Origin of the sequence: Leclercia sp. UBA5958 (genome assembly GCF_002430365.1) — a bacterium.
In the GTDB taxonomy this organism is placed as follows: domain Bacteria; phylum Pseudomonadota; class Gammaproteobacteria; order Enterobacterales; family Enterobacteriaceae; genus Enterobacter; species Enterobacter pneumoniae.
Genome location: NZ_DJCE01000008.1, coordinates 293,074 through 314,726 on the forward strand (window position 1 = coordinate 293,074; position 21,653 = coordinate 314,726).

The following is a 21,653-nucleotide window of genomic DNA, read 5'->3' on the forward strand; positions in this document are numbered from 1 at the left end:
ATCAGTTTTTCTCTTCCTTTTTCACCACTTCGATGCCGAGCTCAGCCAGAGAGGTCGGGTTGGCGAAGCTTGGCGCTTCCGTCATCAGACAGGCCGCGGCGGTGGTTTTCGGGAAGGCGATAACATCACGGATGTTATCAGTACCGGTCAGCAGCATGGTCAGACGGTCGAGACCGAAGGCCAGACCAGCATGCGGCGGCGTACCGTATTTCAGGGCGTCCAGCAGGAAGCCAAACTTCTCGCGCTGCTCTTGCTCTTCAATGCCGAGGATACCGAACACCGTCTGCTGCATTTCACCGCGGTGAATACGCACGGAACCGCCGCCCACTTCATAACCGTTAATAACCATATCGTAAGCGTTGGCAATGGCCGTTTCCGGCGCAGCTTTCAGCTCGTCTGCGGTCATCTCTTTCGGGGCGGTGAACGGGTGGTGCATCGCGGTCAGGCCGCCTTCGCCGTCGTCTTCAAACATCGGGAAGTCGATTACCCACAGCGGCGCCCATTTGGATTCGTCGGTCAGGTTCAGGTCTTTGCCAACTTTCAGACGCAGTGCGCCCATCGCGTCGGCAACCACTTTCTTGTTGTCCGCGCCGAAGAAGATCATATCGCCATCCTGTGCGTCTGTACGCGCGAGGATCGCTTCCACGATGTCAGCGTTCAGGAATTTCGCCACGGGGCTTGTGATCCCTTCGATGCCTTTCGCCCGCTCGGTCACTTTGATGTACGCCAGCCCTTTGGCCCCGTAAATCTTAATAAAGTTGCCGTAATCGTCGATCTGCTTACGGCTGAGTGCGGCACCACCTGGTACACGCAGGGCAGCCACGCGGCCTTTTGCATCATTAGCCGGGCCCGCGAATACCGCAAACTCAACCTCTTTCACCAGGTCCGCCACGTCCACCAGCTCCATTGGGTTACGCAGGTCTGGCTTATCGGAACCGTAACGACGCTCTGCTTCGGCGAAGGTCATGATCGGGAAGTCGCCGAGATCGACACCTTTCACGTCCTGCCACAGACCGCGCACCAGCGCTTCCATCACTTCACGCACTTGTTCAGCCGTCATGAAGGAGGTTTCGACGTCGATCTGGGTAAATTCAGGCTGGCGGTCAGCACGCAGGTCTTCGTCGCGGAAACATTTTACAATCTGATAATAGCGATCGAAGCCGGACATCATCAGCAGCTGTTTAAACAGCTGAGGGGACTGCGGCAGCGCGTAAAATTTGCCTTTATGGACGCGGGAAGGAACGAGGTAGTCACGCGCGCCTTCCGGAGTCGCTTTGGTCAGCATCGGGGTTTCGATATCGAGGAAACCGTGATCGTCCATAAAGCGACGCACCAGGCTTGTGATCTTAGCGCGCGTTTTCAGGCGCTGAGCCATCTCCGGGCGACGAAGATCCAGGTAACGGTATTTCAGACGCGCTTCTTCAGTATTGACGTGGTTGGAGTCGAGCGGCAGCGACTCTGAGCGGTTAATGATAACCAGATCGGACGCCAGCACTTCTACTGCCCCCGTTGCCATCTCCGCGTTGACGTTTTTCTCGTCGCGCGCACGCACGGTACCGGTGACCTGAATGCAGAACTCATTACGCAGTTCAGAGGCCAGTTTTAACGCATCCGCGCGATCCGGATCGAAGAACACCTGCACAATGCCTTCACGGTCGCGCAAATCGATAAAGATAAGGCTACCAAGATCACGACGACGGTTGACCCAACCACACAGGGTAACCTGCTGCCCGACATGGGTCTGACGCAGCTGCCCGCAATATTCTGTACGCATGAGATATCCCTTAACTTAGCCGACGGCTAAATGTTGCCTGTGATGCAGGCTACTATGTCGCAGCTTTTTGTATGTCACAACTGGATGAAAAAAGGCGGCTATTATACTGGAAATTCCGCCGGACGATAAGAGCGAAGCACGGCCAGAAGCGCGATTGCTGCTCGCATCTTGCATATTCTCACAAAAATTAACAAAAATATCAGACCTGGAACAGGCCTCCACAGCGTAAGGTGTAGCAAAGCTATTTATTTGACTGGAGAAATTATGTTGAACCTCGACGCCACCAAAACCGCCCTTGTCGTGATTGATTTACAGGAAGGGATCCTGCCGTTCGCCGGAGGTCCTTACACGGCGGACGATGTGGTCAGTCGTAGTGCGCGTCTGGCCGACAAGTGCCGGGCCAGCGGGTCACCGGTAGTGATGGTACGCGTCGGCTGGTCTGCCGATTTTGCCGAAGCGCTGAAACAACCGGTAGATGCGCAGGCTCCAGCGCACGCCCTGCCCGAGAACTGGTGGACGTACCCGGTTGCACTGGGTAAACGCGACAGTGATATCGAGGTGACCAAACGCCAGTGGGGCGCATTCTACGGCACAGATCTGGAACTGCAGCTGCGTCGTCGCGGTATCGACACCATTATTGTGTGCGGCATCTCCACCAACATCGGAGTGGAATCAACCGCGCGTCACGCCTGGGAGATGGGCTTTAACCTGATTATCGCCGAAGATGCCTGCAGTGCCGCCTCAGCAGATCAACACCAGGGCAGCATGACGAACATCTTCCCGCGCATTGGCCGCGTGCGTAGCACCGACGAGATCCTTAGCGCGTTATGATCTATCTGGGCCTGCCCCAATGGTCGCACCCGAAATGGGTGCGGCTGGGTATCACCAGCCTTGAGGAGTATGCTCGCCACTTTAACTGCGTGGAGGGCAATACGACGCTATACGCCCTGCCCCGGGCGGAGATTGTTGAACGCTGGCGTGAGCAGACGACCGATGATTTCCGCTTTTGCTTCAAGTTTCCATCCACCATTTCACACACCGCTGCACTGCGCAACTGCGACGATCTCACAGCGGAATTTTTTACCCGTATGGATCCCCTGGCGAACCGCATCGGTCAATACTGGCTCCAGCTCCCGGCAACATTTGGCCCGCAGGGGCTGCCGGCGCTGTGGCACTTTCTCGATACCCTGCCCAAAGCCTTTACTTACGGAGTGGAAGTGCGCCATCCAGCGTTCTTTAATAAAGGCGAAACGGAAAAGGCGCTCAACCGGGGGTTACATGAGCGCGGCGTGAATCGCGTGATCCTCGACAGTCGTCCCGTACACAGTGCCGTACCCCACAGTGAAGCCGTTATCGACGCCCAGCGGAAAAAACCGAAGGTGCCGGTGCATGCCGTGGTGACCGCCAGCAACCCGATGGTGCGCTTTATCGGCAGCGATAATATGCAGCAAAACCAGCAGATGTTCGCCGTCTGGCTGCAAACATTAGCGAAATGGCAGCAGACCACCACCCCCTATCTGTTTCTGCATACTCCGGATATTGCCCAGGCCCCTGAACTGGTCGATGCTCTCTGGCAGGCCTTGCAGGACGCGCTTCCGGGCCTGGGTCCTGCCCCTGCCATCCCACAACAATCTTCTCTTTTCTAGCCGCACCCCCTATCATAGAAGTGCCATCTGCCAGATAAACAGGGAGTTTGTATGGTCAGCGCGCTGTATGCGGTTTTGGGTGCGTTACTGTTAATTAAGTTTTCGTTCGATGTTGTGCGTCTGCGGATGATGTATCGCGTCTCCTGGGGCGACGGTGGGTTTTCTGAGCTGCAAAGCGCGATTCGTGTGCATGGGAATGCCGTGGAGTACATCCCGGTTGCCCTGATCATGCTGCTTTTTATGGAAATGAACGGCGCTGAGACGTGGATGGTGCACGTTTGCGGTTTGCTGCTGATTGCCGGTCGCCTGATGCATTACTACGGCTTTCACAATCGGTTGTTCCGCTGGCGTCGCTCAGGCATGAGCGCCACCTGGTGTTCGCTTTTGCTGATGGTGCTGGCTAACCTCTGGTATATGCCGTGGGAGTTGGTTTTCTCCCTGCATTAGCGCACAATACGCCCCTTTATTTTTCCCGGATTTTAACGTTATGTCAGATCGCGACACGCTTTTTTCTGCGCCTATCGCCAGTCTGGGCGACTGGACCTTTGATGAACGGGTGGCTGAAGTCTTCCCGGATATGATTCAGCGCTCAGTGCCCGGTTACTCTAATATCATCTCCATGATCGGCATGCTGGCGGAGCGTTTTGTTCAGCCTGACACGCAGGTATACGATCTGGGTTGCTCGCTGGGCGCGGCTACGCTGTCGGTTCGTCGTAACGTTAATCAGCCAGGCTGCAAAATTATCGCCGTGGATAATTCCCCGGCCATGGTTGAGCGCTGTCGCCGCCACATCGACGCCTGGAAAGCCTCCACGCCGGTGGAAGTCATTGAGGGCGATATCCGTGATATCGAAATTCATAATGCCTCCATGGTGGTACTGAACTTTACGCTGCAGTTTTTAGAGCCCGCCGATCGTCAGCTGCTGCTGAATAAGATCTATCAGGGGCTTAACCCGGGCGGCGCCCTGGTGCTGTCAGAGAAATTTAGCTTCGAAGATGCCAACGTCGGTGAACTGCTGTTCAACATGCACCACGATTTTAAACGTGCCAACGGCTATAGCGAGCTGGAGATCAGCCAGAAACGTAGCATGCTGGAAAATGTGATGCTGACCGATTCGGTCGAAACGCATAAGGCTCGCCTGCGCAGCGCAGGTTTTGAGCATAGCGAGCTGTGGTTCCAGTGTTTTAACTTTGGCTCTCTGGTGGCACTGAAAGGCGGCGAAGCGGCATGATTGAATTCAGTAATTTTTATCAGCTGATTGCAAAGAATCACCTTTCCCACTGGCTGGAGACCCTGCCCGCTCAAATCGCCACCTGGCAGCGCGACCAGCAGCATGGCTTGTTAAAGCAGTGGTCTAACGCGGTGGAGTTTTTGCCTGAGCTTACGCCTTACCGTCTCGACTTGCTGCACAGCGTTACGGCAGAGAGCGAAACGCCGTTAAGCGCCGGGCAGACGAACCGTATCGAAACCCTGCTCCGTAACCTGATGCCCTGGCGTAAAGGGCCCTTCTCGCTCTATGGGGTGGACATTAATACCGAATGGCGTTCTGACTGGAAGTGGGATCGCGTTTTGCCGCACCTGTCTGACCTGTCAGGCCGAACCATTCTTGACGTGGGCTGCGGTAGCGGCTATCACCTGTGGCGCATGATTGGCGCCGGCGCGCATCTTGCGGTCGGTGTCGATCCTATGCAGCTGTTCCTCTGTCAGTTCGAAGCGGTGCGAAAACTGTTGGGTAATGATCAGCGCGCGCATCTGTTGCCGTTGGGTATTGAACAACTGCCTGCCCTGAAAGCCTTCGATACGGTCTTCTCGATGGGGGTGCTTTACCACCGTCGCTCACCGCTGGAACATCTGTGGCAGCTGAAAGATCAGCTGGTCAACGGGGGTGAACTGGTGCTGGAAACACTGGTAATTGAAGGTGATGAGAACGCGGTGCTGGTGCCAGGCGACCGCTACGCACAGATGCGAAATGTCTATTTCATTCCATCCGCGCTGGCGCTGAAAAACTGGCTTGAGAAGTGCGGCTTCGTGGATGTGCGTATCGCCGACGTCTGCGTAACCTCGACCGAAGAGCAGCGTCGTACCGACTGGATGATCACCGAGTCGCTGGAGCAGTTCCTGGATCCGGCTGACCAGAGCAAAACGGTGGAAGGCTATCCTGCGCCGATGCGTGCAGTATTGATTGCAACGAAGCCGTAATCTCTCCTCAATAAGGGCAAGCGAGGCGGCTAACGCCGCTACGGCCTGAAATATGCAGGAGAAAAAAAGGCCCCTGTGTAAAAGGCAGGGGCCTGGTACAAACAAGCATCATATTGGGCGACATGATGCGGCGGTAAAAACGTTGCTACACGTGATAACGGTCAATAATCGCTTTCATTACCGCAACCGACTCTCCATCAACGCTATAGCGGGAGTACTCATCCGCCTCGGCATCCGTCGACATAGACAACCCTGTATTGCGATAACGCATGGGCGAGGGTATCCATTTACCCGCTGAGCTATGCAGCTCCTTCACCCCTGCGTCGAGAAACTTATGCAGATTGCCGGCGCGCACGCCTGCTCCTGCCATGATTATTGGAACACCAGATCGGCCATTAAGTTCCGTAATTAATGAAAGACCTTTTTCTGCGGATGCTTGCTGCCCCGAGGTGAGGATCCGCGTGACGCCGAGTTCCGCCAGCTTTTCATAAGCTTGTCGTGGATCGGCACACATATCGAAGGCGCGATGAAATGTCACCGCCATCCCCTTCGCAGCCGCCATCAGCTGGCGCATTGCCGGCATATTGACTTCGCCATCTTCATCGAGCAGGCCAATCACCACCCCCGGAAATCCCAGCGCGTTGATATGCGCCACATCGTCCAGCATGGCGCTTAGCTCGCCTGAGCTGTAACAGAAATCGCCGCCGCGGGGACGGACAATGGGATGAACCGGAATAGTGACGGCCTCACGCACTGATTTCAGGACGCCATAAGAGGGGGTTAAGCCCCCCTCTTTCGGTGCCGCGCAGAGTTCGATGCGATTAGCCCCCTGTTGCTGTGCGGTCACGGCGCACTCCATGCTGTAACAGCAGATCTCCAGCACTGCCATGATTCCTCCTTAAAACATCATGAATACGGCATCATGCCATGCCCGAACAGGCCGGACACGGCGGTCGCTCACAAACTTCTACGCGTTATGCTTCGCTGGCGACGATCTGCTCGATAGTCCAGGGGTGAAACTTCACCGTCACGCTACCGTCCGTCACCGCCAGGGTGGGATTCGGCAGGCGCTCGCGCTCCCCTTTGGGTGAACTGCATTTCACAAAAATCCCCGGCTGGCTTAACCCCTCGTCAGAGAGCAGCGTCAGCGCGCGGGCATTCAGGTCGTCGGGGTCGCCGGGCAGAACGATCTCAATATGCTCCCACCCTTCATGGGGATAGCGCTTCTCACCCGGCCATGGCAGCTCCACCACGTCAAATTGCCAGTGGGCGACGCAGACGGGCTCATGCAGTTTAAACAGGCAGATTGGGCGGCCATTAATGATGTTTTCAGAGAGCAGCTCGCCGCACTGCTCAAAACCTCGACGCCAGCGCTCGGCGGTGGCATTCTGGTGGCAGCGCAGGGAGATATGGTCTGCCGCCAGCGGAGCGATCTCCAGCCCCAGGCGCTGAGTCAGCGCGTGAAAATCGCGGGTAAAGCGCGGCAGGTCGGCGCGGATGTCCTGCAGTTCGTCAATGGATTGCCAGTTCGCCATTATTATTACTCGTCCTATCGTACAAAACGGTTAATTTACTCTGTTGCGCGCCGCCCACCAACCGCTGATTTGTCCGGTGCTGACGGCAAGAGGCAATTGCAGTATACTCCCGGCCTCATTCTTAAACTGGCGCGGATGGTTGGTCTGCCGCAGCAAAAAAGTAAGGTATCCAGGTGAATATTCAGGCACTTCTCTCAGATAAAGTCAGTCAGGCACTGATTGCCGCAGGCGCGCCTGCGGATTGCGAACCTCAGGTTCGTCAGTCAGCAAAAGTACAGTTTGGCGACTATCAGGCAAATGGCGTGATGGCCGTAGCTAAAAAACTGGGCATGGCGCCGCGACAACTCGCAGAGCAGGTACTCACTCATCTGGATCTTGACGGTATCGCCAGCAAAACTGAAATTGCCGGACCGGGCTTTATCAATATCTTCCTCGACCCGGCCTTCCTTGCCAGCCACGTTGACGCGGCGCTGAAATCTGACCGTCTGGGCGTAAACCAGCCGGCAGCACAAACCATCGTGGTGGACTATTCGGCCCCTAACGTGGCGAAAGAGATGCACGTAGGCCATTTGCGCTCCACCATCATCGGTGATGCGGCCGTGCGTACGCTTGAGTTCCTGGGCCACAAGGTAATCCGCGCTAACCACGTTGGCGACTGGGGTACCCAGTTCGGGATGCTCATCGCTTATCTCGAGAAGCAGCAGCAGGAAAACGCCGGTGAAATGGCGCTGGCAGACCTGGAAGGTTTTTATCGCGAAGCGAAAAAACACTACGACGAAGACGAAGCCTTCGCCGAGCGCGCGCGTAGCTACGTTGTTAAGCTGCAGGGCGGCGACGAGTACTTCCTGCAGATGTGGCGTAAGCTGGTGGACATCACCATGTCCCAGAACCAGATCACATACGACCGCCTGAATGTGACCCTCACCCGCAAGGATGTGATGGGTGAAAGCCTCTATAACCCTATGCTGCCAGGCATTGTGGCCGATCTGAAGGCCAAAGGGCTGGCGGTCGAGAGCGAAGGTGCGACCGTGGTCTTCCTTGATGAGTATAAAAACAAGGAAGGCGAACCTATGGGCGTCATCATCCAGAAGAAGGATGGCGGCTATCTCTACACCACCACCGATATCGCCTGCGCCAAATATCGCTACGAAACGCTGCATGCGGACCGCGTTCTTTATTACATTGACTCTCGCCAGCACCAGCACCTGATGCAGGCGTGGACTATCGTGCGTAAAGCCGGTTACGTGCCGGACTCCGTACCGCTGGAACACCACATGTTCGGCATGATGCTGGGTAAAGACGGTAAGCCGTTCAAAACCCGCGCTGGCGGTACGGTGAAGCTGGCCGATCTGCTGGACGAAGCGCTGGAGCGTGCGCGCCGTCTGGTGGCGGAGAAGAACCCGGACATGGCGGCGGACGAGCTGGAAAAACTGGCTAACGCGGTCGGTATCGGCGCGGTTAAATATGCGGATCTCTCCAAGAACCGTACCACGGACTATGTGTTCGACTGGGATAACATGCTGGCCTTCGAAGGCAATACGGCCCCTTACATGCAGTACGCCTATACCCGCGTGCTCTCCGTATTCCGTAAAGCGGCAGTGGATGAAGCGGCCCTTGCCGCCGCAGCGGTAGTCATCTCTGAAGATCGTGAAGCCCAGCTGGCAGCACGCCTGCTGCAGTTTGAAGAGACGCTCTCTGTGGTCGCCCGTGACGGTACCCCGCACGTGATGTGCTCATACCTGTACGACCTGGCTGGCCTCTTCTCTGGCTTCTACGAACACTGCCCTATCCTCTCTGCCGAGAGCGAAGCCGTGCGTAACAGTCGCCTGAAGCTGGCGCAGCTTACGGCGAAGACCCTGAAGCTGGGTCTGGATACCCTGGGCATCGAAACCGTCGAGCGCATGTAAAAAAACAAACCCGGCAATCGCCGGGTTTTTTCTTATCAGAAGTACTTTCGCAAATACTCCGTCAGACAGAGTATCGCCATGGCCTGACCATACGGCATGGAGGTGAGCGGTATCTGGCGATAGAACTCCAGATCGCTGCCCATCCCTGTACCGAATGAGGTTTGCAGCAGCTCCCCTTCCGGCGAAATGTTTTTCACAATGCCGCGAATCGCTTTTTCTGCCACCCCGGCATACTCTGCGCCGACGTACCCTTTGCGCACCGCCTTCAGGATCCCGTAAGCAAAGCCTGCCGTGGCAGAGGCTTCCAGATAGGAGTCAGCATCGTCGAGCAGCGTGTGCCAAAGGCCACTCTCATCCTGGCATTTAGCCAGCGCAGCGATTTGCGCATTCAATACCTGAACCAGATAACGGCGCACCGCATTCTGTTTCGGCAGATCCACTAGCTCGAGGAAATCCGGGATCACAATGGTTAACCAGCTATTTCCACGCGCCCAGCGCGCCCTGGCAAAGTTGTGCTGGCCGTCGTAATTCCAGCCGTGGAACCAGAGGCCGGTCTCCCGATCCATCAGGTTCTGTACGTGCAGCAGGAACTGGTAAACCGCCTCTTCCACATACTCGGGATGATTGAGCAGCTTGCCGATTTTTGCCAGCGGCAGCACGGTCATCATCAGAGTGTCATCCCACATCTGCTGATGGTTCTCTTCCGCCAGCGTGATGTGCTGCATGCCACCGTGATCGGTACGCGGCATCTCGTTCATCGCCCACTCCGCCCAGCTCTCCAGCCAGGGCAACCAGGCCGGATTGCGGCTCTCTTCATACCGGTAGGCCAGGGTCAAAAAGGGTGACATCGTATTGACGTTCTTGGTGGTGGCCCCTTCGTTGAAGCGGTCGCGGAACCAGCTGTCGATGATATCGCGCATCCCTTCATCACCGGTCTGGCAGTAGTACTGCCAGATACCGTAGAGACCAATGCCGTGCGTCCACTCCCACCCCGCCCAGCCTTTGGTATCGATCACGCGCCCGTCGTCCAGCCGCAGTAAAAACTCACCGGTCTTATCGTGAATGTTCACCAGGTTATGCGTCACCTTTTCAATCAGCGACTTCAGTTCATCCCGGGCGATAAACCGCTCTGGCTGACGCAGTAATGGGCTATGTTTGACAGGCCAAACCTTCATATTCTTAACCTCAGTTATATGTCGAATTCAGTGATGCACGATGTTTCAGAGACGGCGCAGCGGGCTTGTTGCGGTTCAGATAACCGATATTGTTGTTACCCCACAGACACTCGTAAGGCATACCGGCCAGCATTTCCACGGTGGCGCGCGCTTGCGGGGTTGCCGCTTCAGGCATTGCCCTGCCACTTTCACGCATTTTTGCCGTCTCTTCCCGCAGGACACTGTGGGTCTGCAGATTGAGTTTGAAGCGCAGAGAGACCAGGAAGCCGCAGATCAACACCAGAATGGTCCCCACGCTTAAGATCATCAGAATGGTATGACTCACCCCTTCAGCCTGCACTTTCTGGCCGCTGACGAAGCCGGACATCTGCATCACAATCCCCACCAGCATGACCGCACCCGCCTGGGACGCTTTACGGGTCAGCGTCATGATGCCAGCAAAGATCCCTTCGCGGCGTTGGCCGGTCACGACCTCATCCACATCGGCGATGTAGGTATAGGTATTCCATGGCACATAGTTGATCCCGCCGCGACCCAGGCCCGCAACCGCAGAGATCAGCAGCAGCAGAGAGTAGACGTCGCTTAAGCCGGCATAGTAGAGACCCGCATAGGAGAGCGAGGCCAGACCAAAGAGCACAACAACCATGCGATACGAAGGTGCCGGTCCGAAGCGGATGCAGAGCGGGATCATGGCGATAACCGCGATGAACTGGAAGATAGCCATTGTGCCCAGCAGGTTAGAGGCCATGGAGGCTTCCTGCATCAGCACAAATACGACGTAGTAGGTGAATACGGCGTTGAACACATCCTGTGCGATATACCCCCCAAGGTACATCCCCAGATGCTGGCGGAAGATCTTGATGCGCAGGGTTGAGCTCAATTCGGTGATCAGGCGGCTCAGGCTCTGGCTAAGGGTCAGGCTCTTCTTCTCTTCTTCCGCGCGCAGGGCAGCTTCGCTCCACTCTTCACGCGGTCGTTCCCAGGTGAAGAACCAGACGAAGGTCAGCATCAGGGCGCAGAGCACCGAGAAGACCAGGCTTGCATAGAAGAAGGAGATCGGGTTGTCTTTGCCGAATGCGGTCAGCAGGACACCTGGCAGGAACGAGGCGAGAATCGCTGACATCTGCGCCATAGAGATACGGGCGCCAGAGAATTTGGTCTTCTGTTTGAAGTCATCGGTCATCTCCGGTACCAGCGTCTCATACGGCACCAGAATCATGGTGTAGACAATATCAAACACCAGATAGGTGAGCAGGTAGTACCAGAAGCTCATGTCACCGACCCACATCAGCGAGTAGCTGAAGACGCACGGGATACCCAGCAGAATAAAGAATTTGCGACGGCCAAAGCGTTTGCCAAGCCAGGTGGTGCCGAAGTTATCGGTCAGGAAGCCCATCAGCGGACTCACCACCGCATCCAGCACCCTTGCCGCGGCAAAAATAAAGGTGGCTTCGATAGGGGTAAGGCCACAGAAGGTGGTGTAGAAGTATAAAAGCCATGCGGCCGTCAGCGCGGTGGTGCCGGCCCCAAGAAAATCGCCTGATCCGTAGGCCAGGTAGTTTGTGAGTCCAATTTTACGTGTTTTCATTGCCGTCAACCCTGTAAGTTTTGGGAGACTCCCTGACAACCACATTCTTTACGGGAGTGATTACACGGCTACAGTAAGAGTATCACCAGTGGGATACCTTTCTGTTTCTGCCACCCGGGGAAACCATCTGGCAAAAATGCAAAGAGACTCACTACGCGTGTCACTGATTTATAAAACAGTGTTTCTTTTGCTTCAAAAGAGAGGGTCAGAATTGCGAGCCAGTCATCAGATTCGCCTGATGACTGGGCAAAAAGTGATCAGAGCAGTGCGCCTGGGCGGCGGGTATCAGGGCGGGGTTCATTACCAGGAACCGTCGGTTTACAGCATAGCCAGAGGAGAACACAGGACATCACGGTCCCCGCTAAGCTCGCCATGGGGATAACCCACAGGTTGACGGCATTAACAGGCAGGAGCCGCGAAGCCAGAGTAATCAGCAGCGGCAAGCCAGCCAGTTTCGCGAAAAGCAGCCCGCCGAACCACCAGCCTGATTTACCGATATCGTGCATCCGGCGGATCCCCGCGGCTACGATCGGCGGCAAGAGCACCAGCGGGGCAAGACCGCCAAGCGGAAGTAAGACATACCAGCCCCACACCAGCAACATACCGCCACGGCCTGTCTCGTCCGTCACGCTCAGGGTCAGGCCCAAATAGGTCAGCACCGCTATGAATAATAAAATAATAATATTGATGAATATAAATAACCAGAACGCACGCCGTGTCGAACGCCCCCGGTAATCCCCTATTTTCTTCCAGCCTTCGGTGTAGCATTCCATCGCCGTTTTATTCATTTTCCTTCCTTGTTTGTGTGTTAGTAAAAGAGAGCGCTCAGGTTTCTAGCCGTTTGGTTAATAACAGTGAGGCCACCTTCAGGATCTCCGAAGCAATTAACAGACTGAACGCAAGGGTGACGCTGTGCATATTCAGGCCGTTCAAAACCCAGGGTAAAAAAGAGACCGATGGCACAACCATCAACAGCCGCAACGGCGTTTGCCCCAGCGCCAGCCAGCGGGCGTAATGCGGCCGGCAGAACCACAGGGCGGCAGAGACCCCAATGGAGAGCGTGGTGACGAACGAGAGAATAAATCCCCCTATCAGCCAGCCACCGCCCCCATGCTGCGTATAGAGGTCGCTGAAGCTCATCACATCATCCACCAGCGGGATGCGCTGCTGAACAAGATTTTCCGTCAAATACCCTGCGCAATATAACGTATCCATTGCGCCCCAAAACAGAGAGACCTTATATAAATGCCGCATTCCCTGTGCCCTTTTCGTCGTGCTAATTATTTTTGTGAATTATCAAAAACAGAATTTAGATAAATAAAATACCGAAACCTTAGATCGCCAGTATATTCGCAGGGGGACAATTATCTACTTAATTGCATTATTACCAGGGGCAGGCGGGGAAGCATGACGGAGGGAAATAGCGCTGCCGCACCTGAGTGGAGCGGCAGCAGCGGATTAGCGGTAGTTGACAATCACTTCGTTACGCTGAATTTTCAGGGCCGGGATCAGGCGACCACCGCCCGGCACTTCCCAGATAAACCGCAGCGGCTCGGCAGCCGGTACGTTATTGAAGGCATGGGTGGTGCCGCTCTGTCCGTCCAGCTCGGTACAACGGGATTGCGAACAGAGGCGCGCCCGCAGCCCTGCGGGAATCGGGCCATTGAGCTCATAGCGCCAGGCCACCAGCGTCATCAGACCGGAGACCGGCTCACTGGCCGACAGTGGCCTGGAAGAGGCAGCCACTCCCCGGTTGTTCAGGGTCAGACCGATACTGCTGGCCTGCCAGCTCCCCTCACCCGCCGCCTGCGCCATAAAAGGTAAAACCAACAGCCAGAGTAATTTGCGCATTACTGGCCTCCAATGGTGGCGGTCATACGAATATGACGGTTGTCCGACAGTTCGAGATTCGACAGAACCACCAGCTGCGGCAGGCTGCGACGCAGGAAGCGCGACAGCAGTGGACGTAGCGCATGGTTGACCAGCAGCACCGGCGGTGCCCCCAGCATCTCCTGACGACGCAACGCTTCTTGTGACTGAGCCAGCAGGCGATCTGCCAGCCCAGGCTCCAGGCCACCGCCGCCCTGCAATGCCTGAAGCAACAGGCGTTCAAGCGGCGTATCGAGGCCAATGACCTGCACCTCATCGTTGCCCGGGAACCATTGTTGAGTAATGGCGCGACCCAGCGCCACGCGCACCACCGCCGTCAGTTCATGCGGATCGCTTTGCAGCGGCGCGTGCTCGGCCAGGGTTTCAAGAATGGTACGCATATCGCGGATAGGCACCTTCTCTTCAAGCAGATTCTGCAGCACTTTATGCAGCGTGGTGAGGGTCACTACACCCGGCACCAGATCTTCCGTCAGCTTCGGCATCTCCTGGGTGACGCGGTCAAGCAACTGCTGCGCCTCCTGGCGGCCGAACAGCTCGGCCGAGAACTGGCCAATCAGGTGGTTAAGATGGGTTGCCACAACGGTACTGGCTTCCACCACGGTGTATCCCTGAATTTGCGCCTGCTCTTTCAGGGCGCTCTCAATCCAGATTGCCGCCAGGCCAAACGCCGGGTCAGTGGTCTGCTCCCCTGGCAGCGTCCCCGCCGCCGTGCCTGGGTTAATGGCCAGCCAGCGCCCCGGATAAGCATCACCACTGCCAATCTCAACCCCTTTCATCAGGATACGGTAGCGAGCAGGTGGCAGATCCATATTGTCACGGATATGCACTACCGGCGGCAGGAAGCCCATATCCTGGGCAAACTTCTTACGAATACTGCGAATACGCCCCAACAGCTCACCGTCCTGCTGGAAATCAACCATCGGGATAAGGCGGTAACCCACCTCCATACCCAGGGAGTCTTCCAGTTGAACATCATTCCAGGTCGCTTCAACCGCCTGGCTGTTCTCCGGCATTTTCACCGGCGCAGGCTCCGCCTTCGGTTTGGTTTCACGTCCGCGCAGCCACCACGCCAGCCCCAACAGCGCACCGGTGAAGAGCAGGAAGACAAAGTTAGGCATGCCAGGTACCAGACCCAGCAGACCCAGAACCGCGGCGCTCAGCAACATCACGCTCGGGTTGCTGAACAGCTGGCCAACCATCTGCTGACCCACATCCTGGTCAGTAGCCACGCGGGTAACGATAACGCCCGCGGCGGTAGAGATAACCAGCGCAGGGATCTGTGCTACCAGGCCGTCACCAATGGTCAGCAGCGTATAGCTTTCGGCGGCATGTCCCATATCCATACCGTGTTGCAGAACCCCGACCAGCAGGCCCCCCACCACGTTGATCACCATGATCAGGATCCCCGCGATGGCATCGCCACGCACGAACTTACTTGCCCCGTCCATCGAGCCGTAGAAGTCCGCTTCCTGGGTCACTTCCGAACGGCGTTTTTTCGCTTCATCTTCGGCGATCAGCCCGGCGTTCAGGTCGGCGTCGATCGCCATCTGTTTGCCCGGCATTCCGTCCAGCACGAAACGCGCGCCCACTTCGGCGATACGTCCCGCACCTTTGGTAATAACCATAAAGTTGATGATAACGAGGATTACGAACACCACGATGCCGATGGCGAAGTTGCCGCCCACCAGGAAGTGGCCAAAGGCTTCCACCACTTTACCCGCTGCCGCAGCCCCCGTATGGCCATCCATCAGGATGATACGGGTTGAGGCCACGTTCAGCGCCAGGCGCAGCAAGGTGGTAAACAGCAGAATGGTTGGAAACGCGGCAAAGTCCAGCGTGCGCTGGGTGAACATCGCCACCAGCAGCACCATAATGGACAGTGCAATGTTAAAGGTAAAAAGCAGATCGAGGATGAATGCCGGCAGTGGCAGTACCATCATCGACAGAATTAGCAGGATGAGAATCGGGCCGGCAAGGATTTGCCATTGCGTCGATTTCAGGTTGCCGGGCAGGCGCAACATTGCCACCAGATTAGCCATCAGTGTCCTTCTCGTTCAAAAAATCCAGCGCTTCAGGCACTGGCAAATTCACCGGTTTCACAGGTTGTTGACCGCCAGCCAGACGCCAGCGCTTCAACTGCCAAACCCACGCCAACACTTCCGCTACCGCGGCATAGAGCTGACCTGGGATCTGCTGTCCAATTTCAGCGTGGCGATAAAGGGCACGCGCCAGCGGCGGCGCCTCCAGCATCGGCACGCGATTTTCACTACCAATCTCACGAATTCGCAGGGCGATAAGCCCCGCCCCTTTCGCCACCACCTTCGGCGCGCTCATTTTGTTTTCGTCGTACTGCAAGGCCACGGAGTAGTGCGTCGGGTTGGTGACAATCACGTCCGCTTTTGGCACATCCTCCATCATGCGGCGTCGGGCAGCGGCGCGCTGCATTTGACGGATACGCCCCTTCACGTGCGGGTCGCCTTCCATCTGCTTATATTCGTCACGGATATCCTGGCGGGACATCCGCAGTTTTTTGATGTGGCTGTAAATCTGGAAGATGACGTCAAAGCCCACCATCGGAATGATCGACAGCACCACCAGCAGAGCGCACAAGCCAACCAGGTTGAGAGCATTCGAGATGGCGGTGACGGGCGATTCACTGATCAGCCGCATCATGTCAGGCCAGTGCAGCCACAGATAGAAGCCTGCGGCGCTGCCCATCAACGTTGCTTTCAGAATCGCTTTCAGCAACTCGGCACCGGTCTGGGCGGAGAACATGCGTTTAATACCGGGCAGCGGGTTAAGCTTGGAAAACTTAGGCTGCAGCGATTTACCGCTAAAGACCAACCCGCCGAGCAGAACCGGGGAGATAAGCGCCACCAGAACCACGCCGACAATCAGCGGCAACAGCGCCACCATAGCGCCTTTAATCAGCAGAATAATCTGCCCGAGGATCAGGTTGGGGTCGTTAACCATACTGTGGTCAAAACGCAGCCCGGCCGAAAGCATCCCTGCCAGCCTGCGGGCAAGAGACTCCCCGCCAAACCAGATAATGCACACGCCTACCACTAAAATGAGCAGGGAGGTGAGTTCTCTGGATCGGGGTATTTGCCCTTCCTCACGCGCTTTATCAAGTCGGTGGGGTGTGGGGGCTTCTGTTTTGTCGTCGCTGTCGTCTGCCACGGCAAGCGTCCCGCAGGTAGAAGTTTGGCAATATCATGCCAGCCGCCTGCAAAGCTAATGGGCAGAGTAAGGGTCAAAAAGGGCAGGTTTTTCGGATATAGGCAAAAAAGCTCCGGTTTCGTTGCCAAAACCGGAGCGATTCAGATTAGAAACCTAAGCTGTCCAGCAGGTCGTCGACCTGATCCTGGCTGGCAACCACACCGGCTTTGGTGGTGTCGAGCTGCGGGCCATTGAGCAGGCTTTCGTTTTCACGCTTCGGACGGGCGGCAGGCTCTGGCATATTTTCCAGCAGTACCATCAGCAACTGACGCTCAATCTCCTGGATCACATCCATCATTCGCTTGATAACCTGACCGGTCAGGTCCTGGAAATCCTGCGCCATCATGATGTCCAGCAGCTGGGCGTTAGTGAAGCTGGTATGACCCGGCACCGCTTTCAGATACTGACGGGTGTCCGTCACCAGCTCACGCGCATCAGAGAGCTCAATCGGGTCTTCGAACCACTCATCCCAGCGTTTGGTCAGGTCTTTGGCGCCCTTCTCCATCTCGTCCTGGTGCGGCTGAGACGCTTCAACGCTGTTCAGCGCACGTTCAGCCGCCTGAGCGGTCATCTGTACCACATAATCGAGACGGTCGCGCGCATCCGGAATCGCTTCCGCGGCTTCGGCAATCGCCTGATCCAAACCCAACTCGCGCAGGCTGTCGCGCAGCATGCGCGTCAGGCTACCGATACGGGCGATGATTTCGCTGGGTGAATGCTCCTCAGCGGGTTTAATTGCAGGCTGCATCATATTCACCACCTTACATGCCGAGTTTCTCGAAGATCTTGCCGAGTTTCTCTTCCAGGGTTGCAGCAGTGAACGGTTTCACCACATATCCGCTTGCCCCCGCCTGTGCGGCAGCAATAATGTTCTCTTTCTTGGCTTCTGCGGTCACCATCAGCACCGGCAGCGCAGACATATTGCTGTCGGCACGAATGGTTTTCAGCAGCTCCAGACCGTCCATGTTAGGCATGTTCCAGTCAGAGATGACAAAACCGAAGCCGCCCGCCTGCAGTTTGTTCAGCGCATCTACGCCGTCTTCTGCTTCTTCAACGTTGTTGAAGCCCAGCTCTTTCAACAGGTTGCGCACGATGCGACGCATGGTGGAAAAGTCATCCACAACCAAAAATCTGAGCTCTTTGTCCGCCATAAAACTACACTCCTCTTTAAATACGTATTGCCTGTCCGGCACTGATTTTTGCCAGCATCTGCTGGCTTACCTGGCTAAGATCGACCACTTCGCTCACGCCACCCATATTGATGGCCTCGCGCGGCATGCCGAACACCACACAACTTGCTTCATTCTGCGCAATCGTCCAGGCGCCAGCCTGGTGCATTGCAAGCATTCCGGCGGCACCATCGTTGCCCATCCCCGTCAGGATCACCCCAACGGCGTTGCGCCCCGCATGTTTCGCCACCGAATGAAACAGCACATCCACCGACGGACGGTGCCGGTTAACCGGCGGCCCGTCATGAATTTTGATTTGATAGTTTGCGCCACTGCGCGCCAGCTCCATGTGCTTATCGCCCGGCGCGATGTAAGCATGTCCCGGCAGCACGCGCTCGCCATCTTCCGCCTCTTTCACGCTGATCTGGCACAGTTTGTTCAGACGCTCAGCAAAAGAACGGGTGAAGCCCGGCGGCATATGCTGCGTAATCAGAATACCGGGGCTGGAGAGCGGCAATGGCTGGAGTACATGGCGAATTGCCTCTGTTCCCCCGGTTGACGCGCCAATAACCAGCAGTTTTTCCGAGCTGAGCAGCGGCCCCGCTTTCAGGGTCGCCGGTGCGGCAATCGGCTTATGCGCCGCAATCTGTGCCCGGGAGGCGGTGCGGATCTTCTCCGCGATCATCTCGCTGTAGGCCAGCATGCCTTCGCGGATGCCCAACTGCGGTTTGGTGACAAAATCCACCGCCCCCAGCTCCAGGGCTCGCAGCGTAATTTCAGAGCCCTTACCCGTGAGCGAGGAGACCATCACCACCGGCATCGGGCGCAGACGCATCAATTTTTCCAGGAAATCGATGCCGTCCATCCGCGGCATTTCGACATCCAGCGTCAGCACGTCGGGATTGTATTTTTTAATTAAATCCCGGGCGACCAGCGGATCGGGAGCCGTTGCCACCATCTCCATGTCACTGTGACTGTTGATAATTTCGGTCATGATCTGGCGCATCAATGCCGAATCATCGACTGACAAGACCCTGATTTTACTCATGCTTTATCCTTACTCAGCGCATATACCGTTTGCCCACGCAGGCTAAACTCACGCACGAGGTTGCTGAAGTTCTCCGAGTGCCCGGCAAACAGTAATCCGTCCGGCTTGAGCAACGGTACAAAGCGACGCAGAATCTCCTGTTGCGTCGTTTTGTCGAAATAGATCATAACGTTACGGCAAAAAATTGCGTCAAAGGGTCCCGGCACGTTGTACTGCTTATCCAGCAGGTTCAGCTGGGTAAACTCCACGTTGTTGGCCAGCTCCTGACGCACCCGCACCAGCCCCTCGTGCGGGCCGGTACCGCGCATGAAGTATCGCTGTAGCTGCTGGGGCGACAGCGTTTTCAGTTCATCCTGACGATAAATACCGCTTTGCGCCTTTTGCAGCACTTCGGTATCGATATCGCTGGCGAACACTTTCCAGCGCCCCGGCGCGGTGCCGAGCGTATCCGCCAGCGTAATCGCCAGTGAATAGGGCTCTTCTCCGGTTGAGGCCGCCGCGCTCCAGACCCGGTACTCTCCGCTACGCCGACGAGCATGCTCCGCCAGCACCGGAAAGTGATGGCCTTCGCGGAAAAATGCCGTCAGGTTGGTGGTCAGCGAGTTGATAAACGCTTGCCACTCCGCGCTGTTCGGGTTTGCTTCGAGCATGCCCAGGTAGCGGCCAAAATCGTCCAGTTCCAGGGTCCGCAACCGGCGAACCAGCCGGTTGTAGACCATGTCGCGCTTGTGATCGGCTAGCACGATCCCGGCACGCTGGTAGATTAACTGACATATCCGACGGAAATGCGCATCGGACAGCGCGAGGCGCTGTGTCATCTGCATAAGTAATGACGATTGCCCTGAGGGCAGAGATGATGTCATAGCGCCTTCTTTATCACTTTCAGGATCCCACTGGCACGGCTTGTGACCGTCCGACTTCTGTTACTTTTACGACCTGCTCACTTACATTAAAAACGGCCACCAGCGAGGTCAGGTGATCCGCCTGGTTGGCTAACTGGTCGGTAGCGGCGGCCGCCTCTTCTACAAGAGCGGCGTTCTGTTGCGTTACCTGATCCATCTGGCTTACGGCCTGGGCAACCTGTTCAATTCCCCGGCGCTGCTCATCCGATGCGGAGGCAATCTCTCCCATAATGTCGTTCACGCGCGTCACCGAGCTGACGATCTCCGTCATGGTCTTCGCGGCGGTGTCTACCAGTTCGGAACCCTGCTGAACGCGGGAGACCGACTCTTCAATCAGCACTTTGATCTCTTTTGCCGCGTTGGCGCTCCGGCTGGCCAGATTACGTACCTCACCGGCGACAACGGCAAATCCCCGTCCCTGCTCCCCGGCTCGGGCAGCTTCTACCGCCGCGTTCAGCGCCAGAATGTTGGTCTGGAACGCGATACCGTCAATCACGCTAATAATGTCGCCAATTTTCTGCGAGCTGGTGGCGATATCCGACATGGTGCGCGCCACGTGGGTTGCTTGATCGCCCCCTTTTTTCGCCGTCTGCGCAGCGCTCTGCGCCAGGCCAGATGCCTGGCGAGCGTTGTCGGCGTTCTGGCTGACGGTCGCCGTCAGCTGTTCCATGCTGGCTGCCGTCTGCGCCAGCGAGGCCGCCTGCTGCTCGGTGCGGGAAGAGAGATCATTGTTGCCTTCGGCGATCTCTGAAATCCCGGTGTGCATGGCATAGCTACCCTGCCGCACATTACTCACCGTTTCCCGTAACGATCCCTGCATCGCCTTCAGGCTGGCAAAGATCGCCGATATTTCGTTTTTACCGTACACCGCCACCGGACGGGCGAGATCGCCTTTGGCGATGCTGTCGAAATGGCTGCTGATGATCGCCAGCGGCTGCACGATCATCCTGCGCGACCAGAACAGCGCCGCGCTGGTCAGCAGCGCGGCCAGAATCACCACGGTGGTGAAGATCACACCAGACATGTGATAACTGGTGCGGCTGTCGGCCCCCGCCTTCTCGACGAAGTGGTTAATCTCCAGCTGCCAGGCATTGAAACTCTTATCAAACGCCGCCTGCGACTCCTGCACCGGCGCGGTGAGGAAGTCCGACAGCTGATTGTTTTCAAGCCATGTGGCCTGGTGCTCCAGATCGCCGTGCCACTGGGCATACCCTTTCTGCATGTCTGTACGCAGTTTTTTACCCTGCTCACTGAGGGTATCCTGCGCGATAAAAGCCTTAAACATCGTGTCAGCCTGCTTCAGGCTGTCGCGCGCGGTTACCATCAGCGCTTTAATGTCATCCGGCGGATAACTCAGCGCGGTTAAAGTTCCCGCCTTGTTGAGCGCGGTGCTGGCCTGTAAAAGCACGGCGCGGGTCTGCGCCAGTGCGGAGCGTTGTTGATTGCTGGTCTCGACTTCCTGCAAATTCTGATAGCCATCGCGAAACGCCCAAAAAGACAACCCGTTACTGCCAACCTGCAACACACCGCAAAGGATCAGAATCAAAAACAGTGTGGTCGAGATACGAATACGATTTAACATCCACGCTCCCATTCAGCGG

21 protein-coding genes are annotated in these 21,653 nt (G+C 56.5%); 6 read left to right on the forward strand and 15 right to left on the reverse strand.

Annotation, left to right across the window (positions count from 1 at the left end):
• Window position 1: 1 nt before the first annotated feature.
• Window positions 2–1,774 (reverse strand): aspartate--tRNA ligase, encoded by a 1,773-nt coding sequence (gene aspS / locus B2Q93_RS14520; protein WP_207291967.1) that lies wholly within the window; start codon window positions 1,772–1,774, stop codon window positions 2–4.
• 264 nt (window positions 1,775–2,038) lie between these two features.
• Between aspS and B2Q93_RS14525 the strand changes: the two genes are divergently transcribed.
• Genes B2Q93_RS14525 through cmoB form a run of 5 tightly spaced genes read left to right on the forward strand, consistent with a single transcriptional unit; the run spans window position 2,039 to window position 5,619 of the window.
• Window positions 2,039–2,605, forward strand: a complete 567-nt coding sequence (locus B2Q93_RS14525) for a hydrolase (protein ID WP_286933597.1) — start codon at window positions 2,039–2,041, stop codon at window positions 2,603–2,605.
• Complete coding sequence (locus B2Q93_RS14530; protein WP_040075117.1) at window positions 2,602–3,420, forward strand: DUF72 domain-containing protein; 819 nt, start codon at window positions 2,602–2,604, stop codon at window positions 3,418–3,420. The genes B2Q93_RS14525 and B2Q93_RS14530 overlap by 4 nt, the downstream gene beginning before the upstream one ends.
• A 51-nt stretch (window positions 3,421–3,471) precedes the next feature.
• On the forward strand, window positions 3,472–3,867 hold the full coding sequence (locus B2Q93_RS14535) for an MAPEG family protein (RefSeq protein ID WP_040075115.1): 396 nt from the start codon (window positions 3,472–3,474) through the stop codon (window positions 3,865–3,867).
• 40 nt (window positions 3,868–3,907) lie between these two features.
• A complete protein-coding gene (gene cmoA / locus B2Q93_RS14540) occupies window positions 3,908–4,651 on the forward strand; it encodes a carboxy-S-adenosyl-L-methionine synthase CmoA (protein ID WP_040075113.1) in 744 nt (247 codons plus the stop codon).
• Window positions 4,648–5,619 carry a tRNA 5-methoxyuridine(34)/uridine 5-oxyacetic acid(34) synthase CmoB gene (gene cmoB, locus B2Q93_RS14545; protein WP_286933599.1) on the forward strand — a complete coding sequence of 324 codons (972 nt, stop codon included), beginning with the start codon at window positions 4,648–4,650 and terminating at the stop codon, window positions 5,617–5,619. The genes cmoA and cmoB overlap by 4 nt, the downstream gene beginning before the upstream one ends.
• A gap of 145 nt (window positions 5,620–5,764) precedes the next feature.
• Here the strand turns inward: cmoB and cutC are convergent, their stop codons facing one another.
• Together cutC and B2Q93_RS14555 are read right to left on the reverse strand one after the other, a co-directional pair.
• Complete coding sequence (cutC, locus tag B2Q93_RS14550) at window positions 5,765–6,508, reverse strand: copper homeostasis protein CutC (RefSeq protein WP_286933600.1); 744 nt, start codon at window positions 6,506–6,508, stop codon at window positions 5,765–5,767.
• Between the two features lie 85 nt (window positions 6,509–6,593).
• Window positions 6,594–7,154 (reverse strand): VOC family protein, encoded by a 561-nt coding sequence (locus B2Q93_RS14555; RefSeq protein ID WP_286933601.1) that lies wholly within the window; start codon window positions 7,152–7,154, stop codon window positions 6,594–6,596.
• A gap of 173 nt (window positions 7,155–7,327) precedes the next feature.
• Between B2Q93_RS14555 and argS the strand changes: the two genes are divergently transcribed.
• Window positions 7,328–9,061, forward strand: coding sequence for an arginine--tRNA ligase (argS, locus tag B2Q93_RS14560; RefSeq protein WP_207291972.1), 1,734 nt, complete (start codon window positions 7,328–7,330; stop codon window positions 9,059–9,061).
• Window positions 9,062–9,096: 35 nt separating this feature from the next.
• On the opposite strand, the gene B2Q93_RS14565 is transcribed toward argS, so the two are convergent.
• The 12 genes from B2Q93_RS14565 to tap form a co-directional block, all read right to left on the reverse strand.
• Window positions 9,097–10,236 (reverse strand): glycoside hydrolase family 88/105 protein, encoded by a 1,140-nt coding sequence (locus B2Q93_RS14565; protein WP_286933602.1) that lies wholly within the window; start codon window positions 10,234–10,236, stop codon window positions 9,097–9,099.
• 10 nt (window positions 10,237–10,246) lie between these two features.
• Complete coding sequence (locus tag B2Q93_RS14570; RefSeq protein ID WP_046885096.1) at window positions 10,247–11,824, reverse strand: MFS transporter; 1,578 nt, start codon at window positions 11,822–11,824, stop codon at window positions 10,247–10,249.
• Window positions 11,825–12,081: 257 nt separating this feature from the next.
• The gene (locus B2Q93_RS14575) at window positions 12,082–12,612 is read right to left on the reverse strand and encodes a DUF805 domain-containing protein (RefSeq protein ID WP_046885095.1); all 531 of its coding nucleotides are present in this window, start codon (window positions 12,610–12,612) and stop codon (window positions 12,082–12,084) included.
• A 37-nt stretch (window positions 12,613–12,649) separates the two neighbouring features.
• Window positions 12,650–13,039: a hypothetical protein gene (locus B2Q93_RS14580; protein ID WP_154298793.1), complete on the reverse strand. Its 390-nt coding sequence runs from the start codon at window positions 13,037–13,039 to the stop codon at window positions 12,650–12,652.
• A 243-nt stretch (window positions 13,040–13,282) separates the two neighbouring features.
• A complete protein-coding gene (flhE, locus tag B2Q93_RS14585; protein ID WP_046885093.1) occupies window positions 13,283–13,675 on the reverse strand; it encodes a flagellar protein FlhE in 393 nt (130 codons plus the stop codon).
• On the reverse strand, window positions 13,675–15,753 hold the full coding sequence (gene flhA / locus B2Q93_RS14590; protein ID WP_046885092.1) for a flagellar biosynthesis protein FlhA: 2,079 nt from the start codon (window positions 15,751–15,753) through the stop codon (window positions 13,675–13,677). The genes flhE and flhA overlap by 1 nt, the downstream gene beginning before the upstream one ends.
• Window positions 15,746–16,894 (reverse strand): flagellar biosynthesis protein FlhB, encoded by a 1,149-nt coding sequence (flhB, locus tag B2Q93_RS14595; protein ID WP_207291976.1) that lies wholly within the window; start codon window positions 16,892–16,894, stop codon window positions 15,746–15,748. Before flhB ends, flhA begins: the two co-directional genes overlap by 8 nt.
• Window positions 16,895–17,039: 145 nt before the next feature.
• On the reverse strand, window positions 17,040–17,684 hold the full coding sequence (gene cheZ, locus B2Q93_RS14600) for a protein phosphatase CheZ (RefSeq protein WP_040075096.1): 645 nt from the start codon (window positions 17,682–17,684) through the stop codon (window positions 17,040–17,042).
• A gap of 10 nt (window positions 17,685–17,694) precedes the next feature.
• Window positions 17,695–18,084 (reverse strand): chemotaxis response regulator CheY, encoded by a 390-nt coding sequence (cheY, locus tag B2Q93_RS14605; RefSeq protein WP_046885090.1) that lies wholly within the window; start codon window positions 18,082–18,084, stop codon window positions 17,695–17,697.
• 16 nt (window positions 18,085–18,100) lie between these two features.
• Window positions 18,101–19,150: a protein-glutamate methylesterase/protein-glutamine glutaminase gene (locus tag B2Q93_RS14610; protein ID WP_040075094.1), complete on the reverse strand. Its 1,050-nt coding sequence runs from the start codon at window positions 19,148–19,150 to the stop codon at window positions 18,101–18,103.
• Window positions 19,147–20,013: a protein-glutamate O-methyltransferase CheR gene (gene cheR, locus B2Q93_RS14615; RefSeq protein WP_040075093.1), complete on the reverse strand. Its 867-nt coding sequence runs from the start codon at window positions 20,011–20,013 to the stop codon at window positions 19,147–19,149. The genes B2Q93_RS14610 and cheR overlap by 4 nt, the downstream gene beginning before the upstream one ends.
• 19 nt (window positions 20,014–20,032) lie before the next feature.
• A complete protein-coding gene (gene tap / locus B2Q93_RS14620; protein ID WP_046885089.1) occupies window positions 20,033–21,634 on the reverse strand; it encodes a methyl-accepting chemotaxis protein IV in 1,602 nt (533 codons plus the stop codon).
• Between the last annotated feature and the right edge of the window lie 19 nt (window positions 21,635–21,653).

Coding starts and splice junctions, on each gene's coding strand:
- B2Q93_RS14570 (WP_046885096.1), bottom strand. CDS start 11,824: ATGAAAACACGTAAAATTGGACTCACAAACTACCTGGCCTACGGATCA.
- B2Q93_RS14580 (WP_154298793.1), bottom strand. CDS start 13,039: ATGGATACGTTATATTGCGCAGGGTATTTGACGGAAAATCTTGTTCAG.
- B2Q93_RS14530 (WP_040075117.1), top strand. CDS start 2,602: ATGATCTATCTGGGCCTGCCCCAATGGTCGCACCCGAAATGGGTGCGG.
- aspS (WP_207291967.1), bottom strand. CDS start 1,774: ATGCGTACAGAATATTGCGGGCAGCTGCGTCAGACCCATGTCGGGCAG.
- B2Q93_RS14525 (WP_286933597.1), top strand. CDS start 2,039: ATGTTGAACCTCGACGCCACCAAAACCGCCCTTGTCGTGATTGATTTA.
- cheY (WP_046885090.1), bottom strand. CDS start 18,084: ATGGCGGACAAAGAGCTCAGATTTTTGGTTGTGGATGACTTTTCCACC.
- cmoB (WP_286933599.1), top strand. CDS start 4,648: ATGATTGAATTCAGTAATTTTTATCAGCTGATTGCAAAGAATCACCTT.
- cutC (WP_286933600.1), bottom strand. CDS start 6,508: ATGGCAGTGCTGGAGATCTGCTGTTACAGCATGGAGTGCGCCGTGACC.
- cheR (WP_040075093.1), bottom strand. CDS start 20,013: ATGACATCATCTCTGCCCTCAGGGCAATCGTCATTACTTATGCAGATG.
- cheZ (WP_040075096.1), bottom strand. CDS start 17,684: ATGATGCAGCCTGCAATTAAACCCGCTGAGGAGCATTCACCCAGCGAA.
- B2Q93_RS14535 (WP_040075115.1), top strand. CDS start 3,472: ATGGTCAGCGCGCTGTATGCGGTTTTGGGTGCGTTACTGTTAATTAAG.
- tap (WP_046885089.1), bottom strand. CDS start 21,634: ATGTTAAATCGTATTCGTATCTCGACCACACTGTTTTTGATTCTGATC.
- cmoA (WP_040075113.1), top strand. CDS start 3,908: ATGTCAGATCGCGACACGCTTTTTTCTGCGCCTATCGCCAGTCTGGGC.
- B2Q93_RS14565 (WP_286933602.1), bottom strand. CDS start 10,236: ATGAAGGTTTGGCCTGTCAAACATAGCCCATTACTGCGTCAGCCAGAG.
- flhA (WP_046885092.1), bottom strand. CDS start 15,753: ATGGCTAATCTGGTGGCAATGTTGCGCCTGCCCGGCAACCTGAAATCG.
- flhE (WP_046885093.1), bottom strand. CDS start 13,675: ATGCGCAAATTACTCTGGCTGTTGGTTTTACCTTTTATGGCGCAGGCG.
- B2Q93_RS14610 (WP_040075094.1), bottom strand. CDS start 19,150: ATGAGTAAAATCAGGGTCTTGTCAGTCGATGATTCGGCATTGATGCGC.
- B2Q93_RS14555 (WP_286933601.1), bottom strand. CDS start 7,154: ATGGCGAACTGGCAATCCATTGACGAACTGCAGGACATCCGCGCCGAC.
- B2Q93_RS14575 (WP_046885095.1), bottom strand. CDS start 12,612: ATGAATAAAACGGCGATGGAATGCTACACCGAAGGCTGGAAGAAAATA.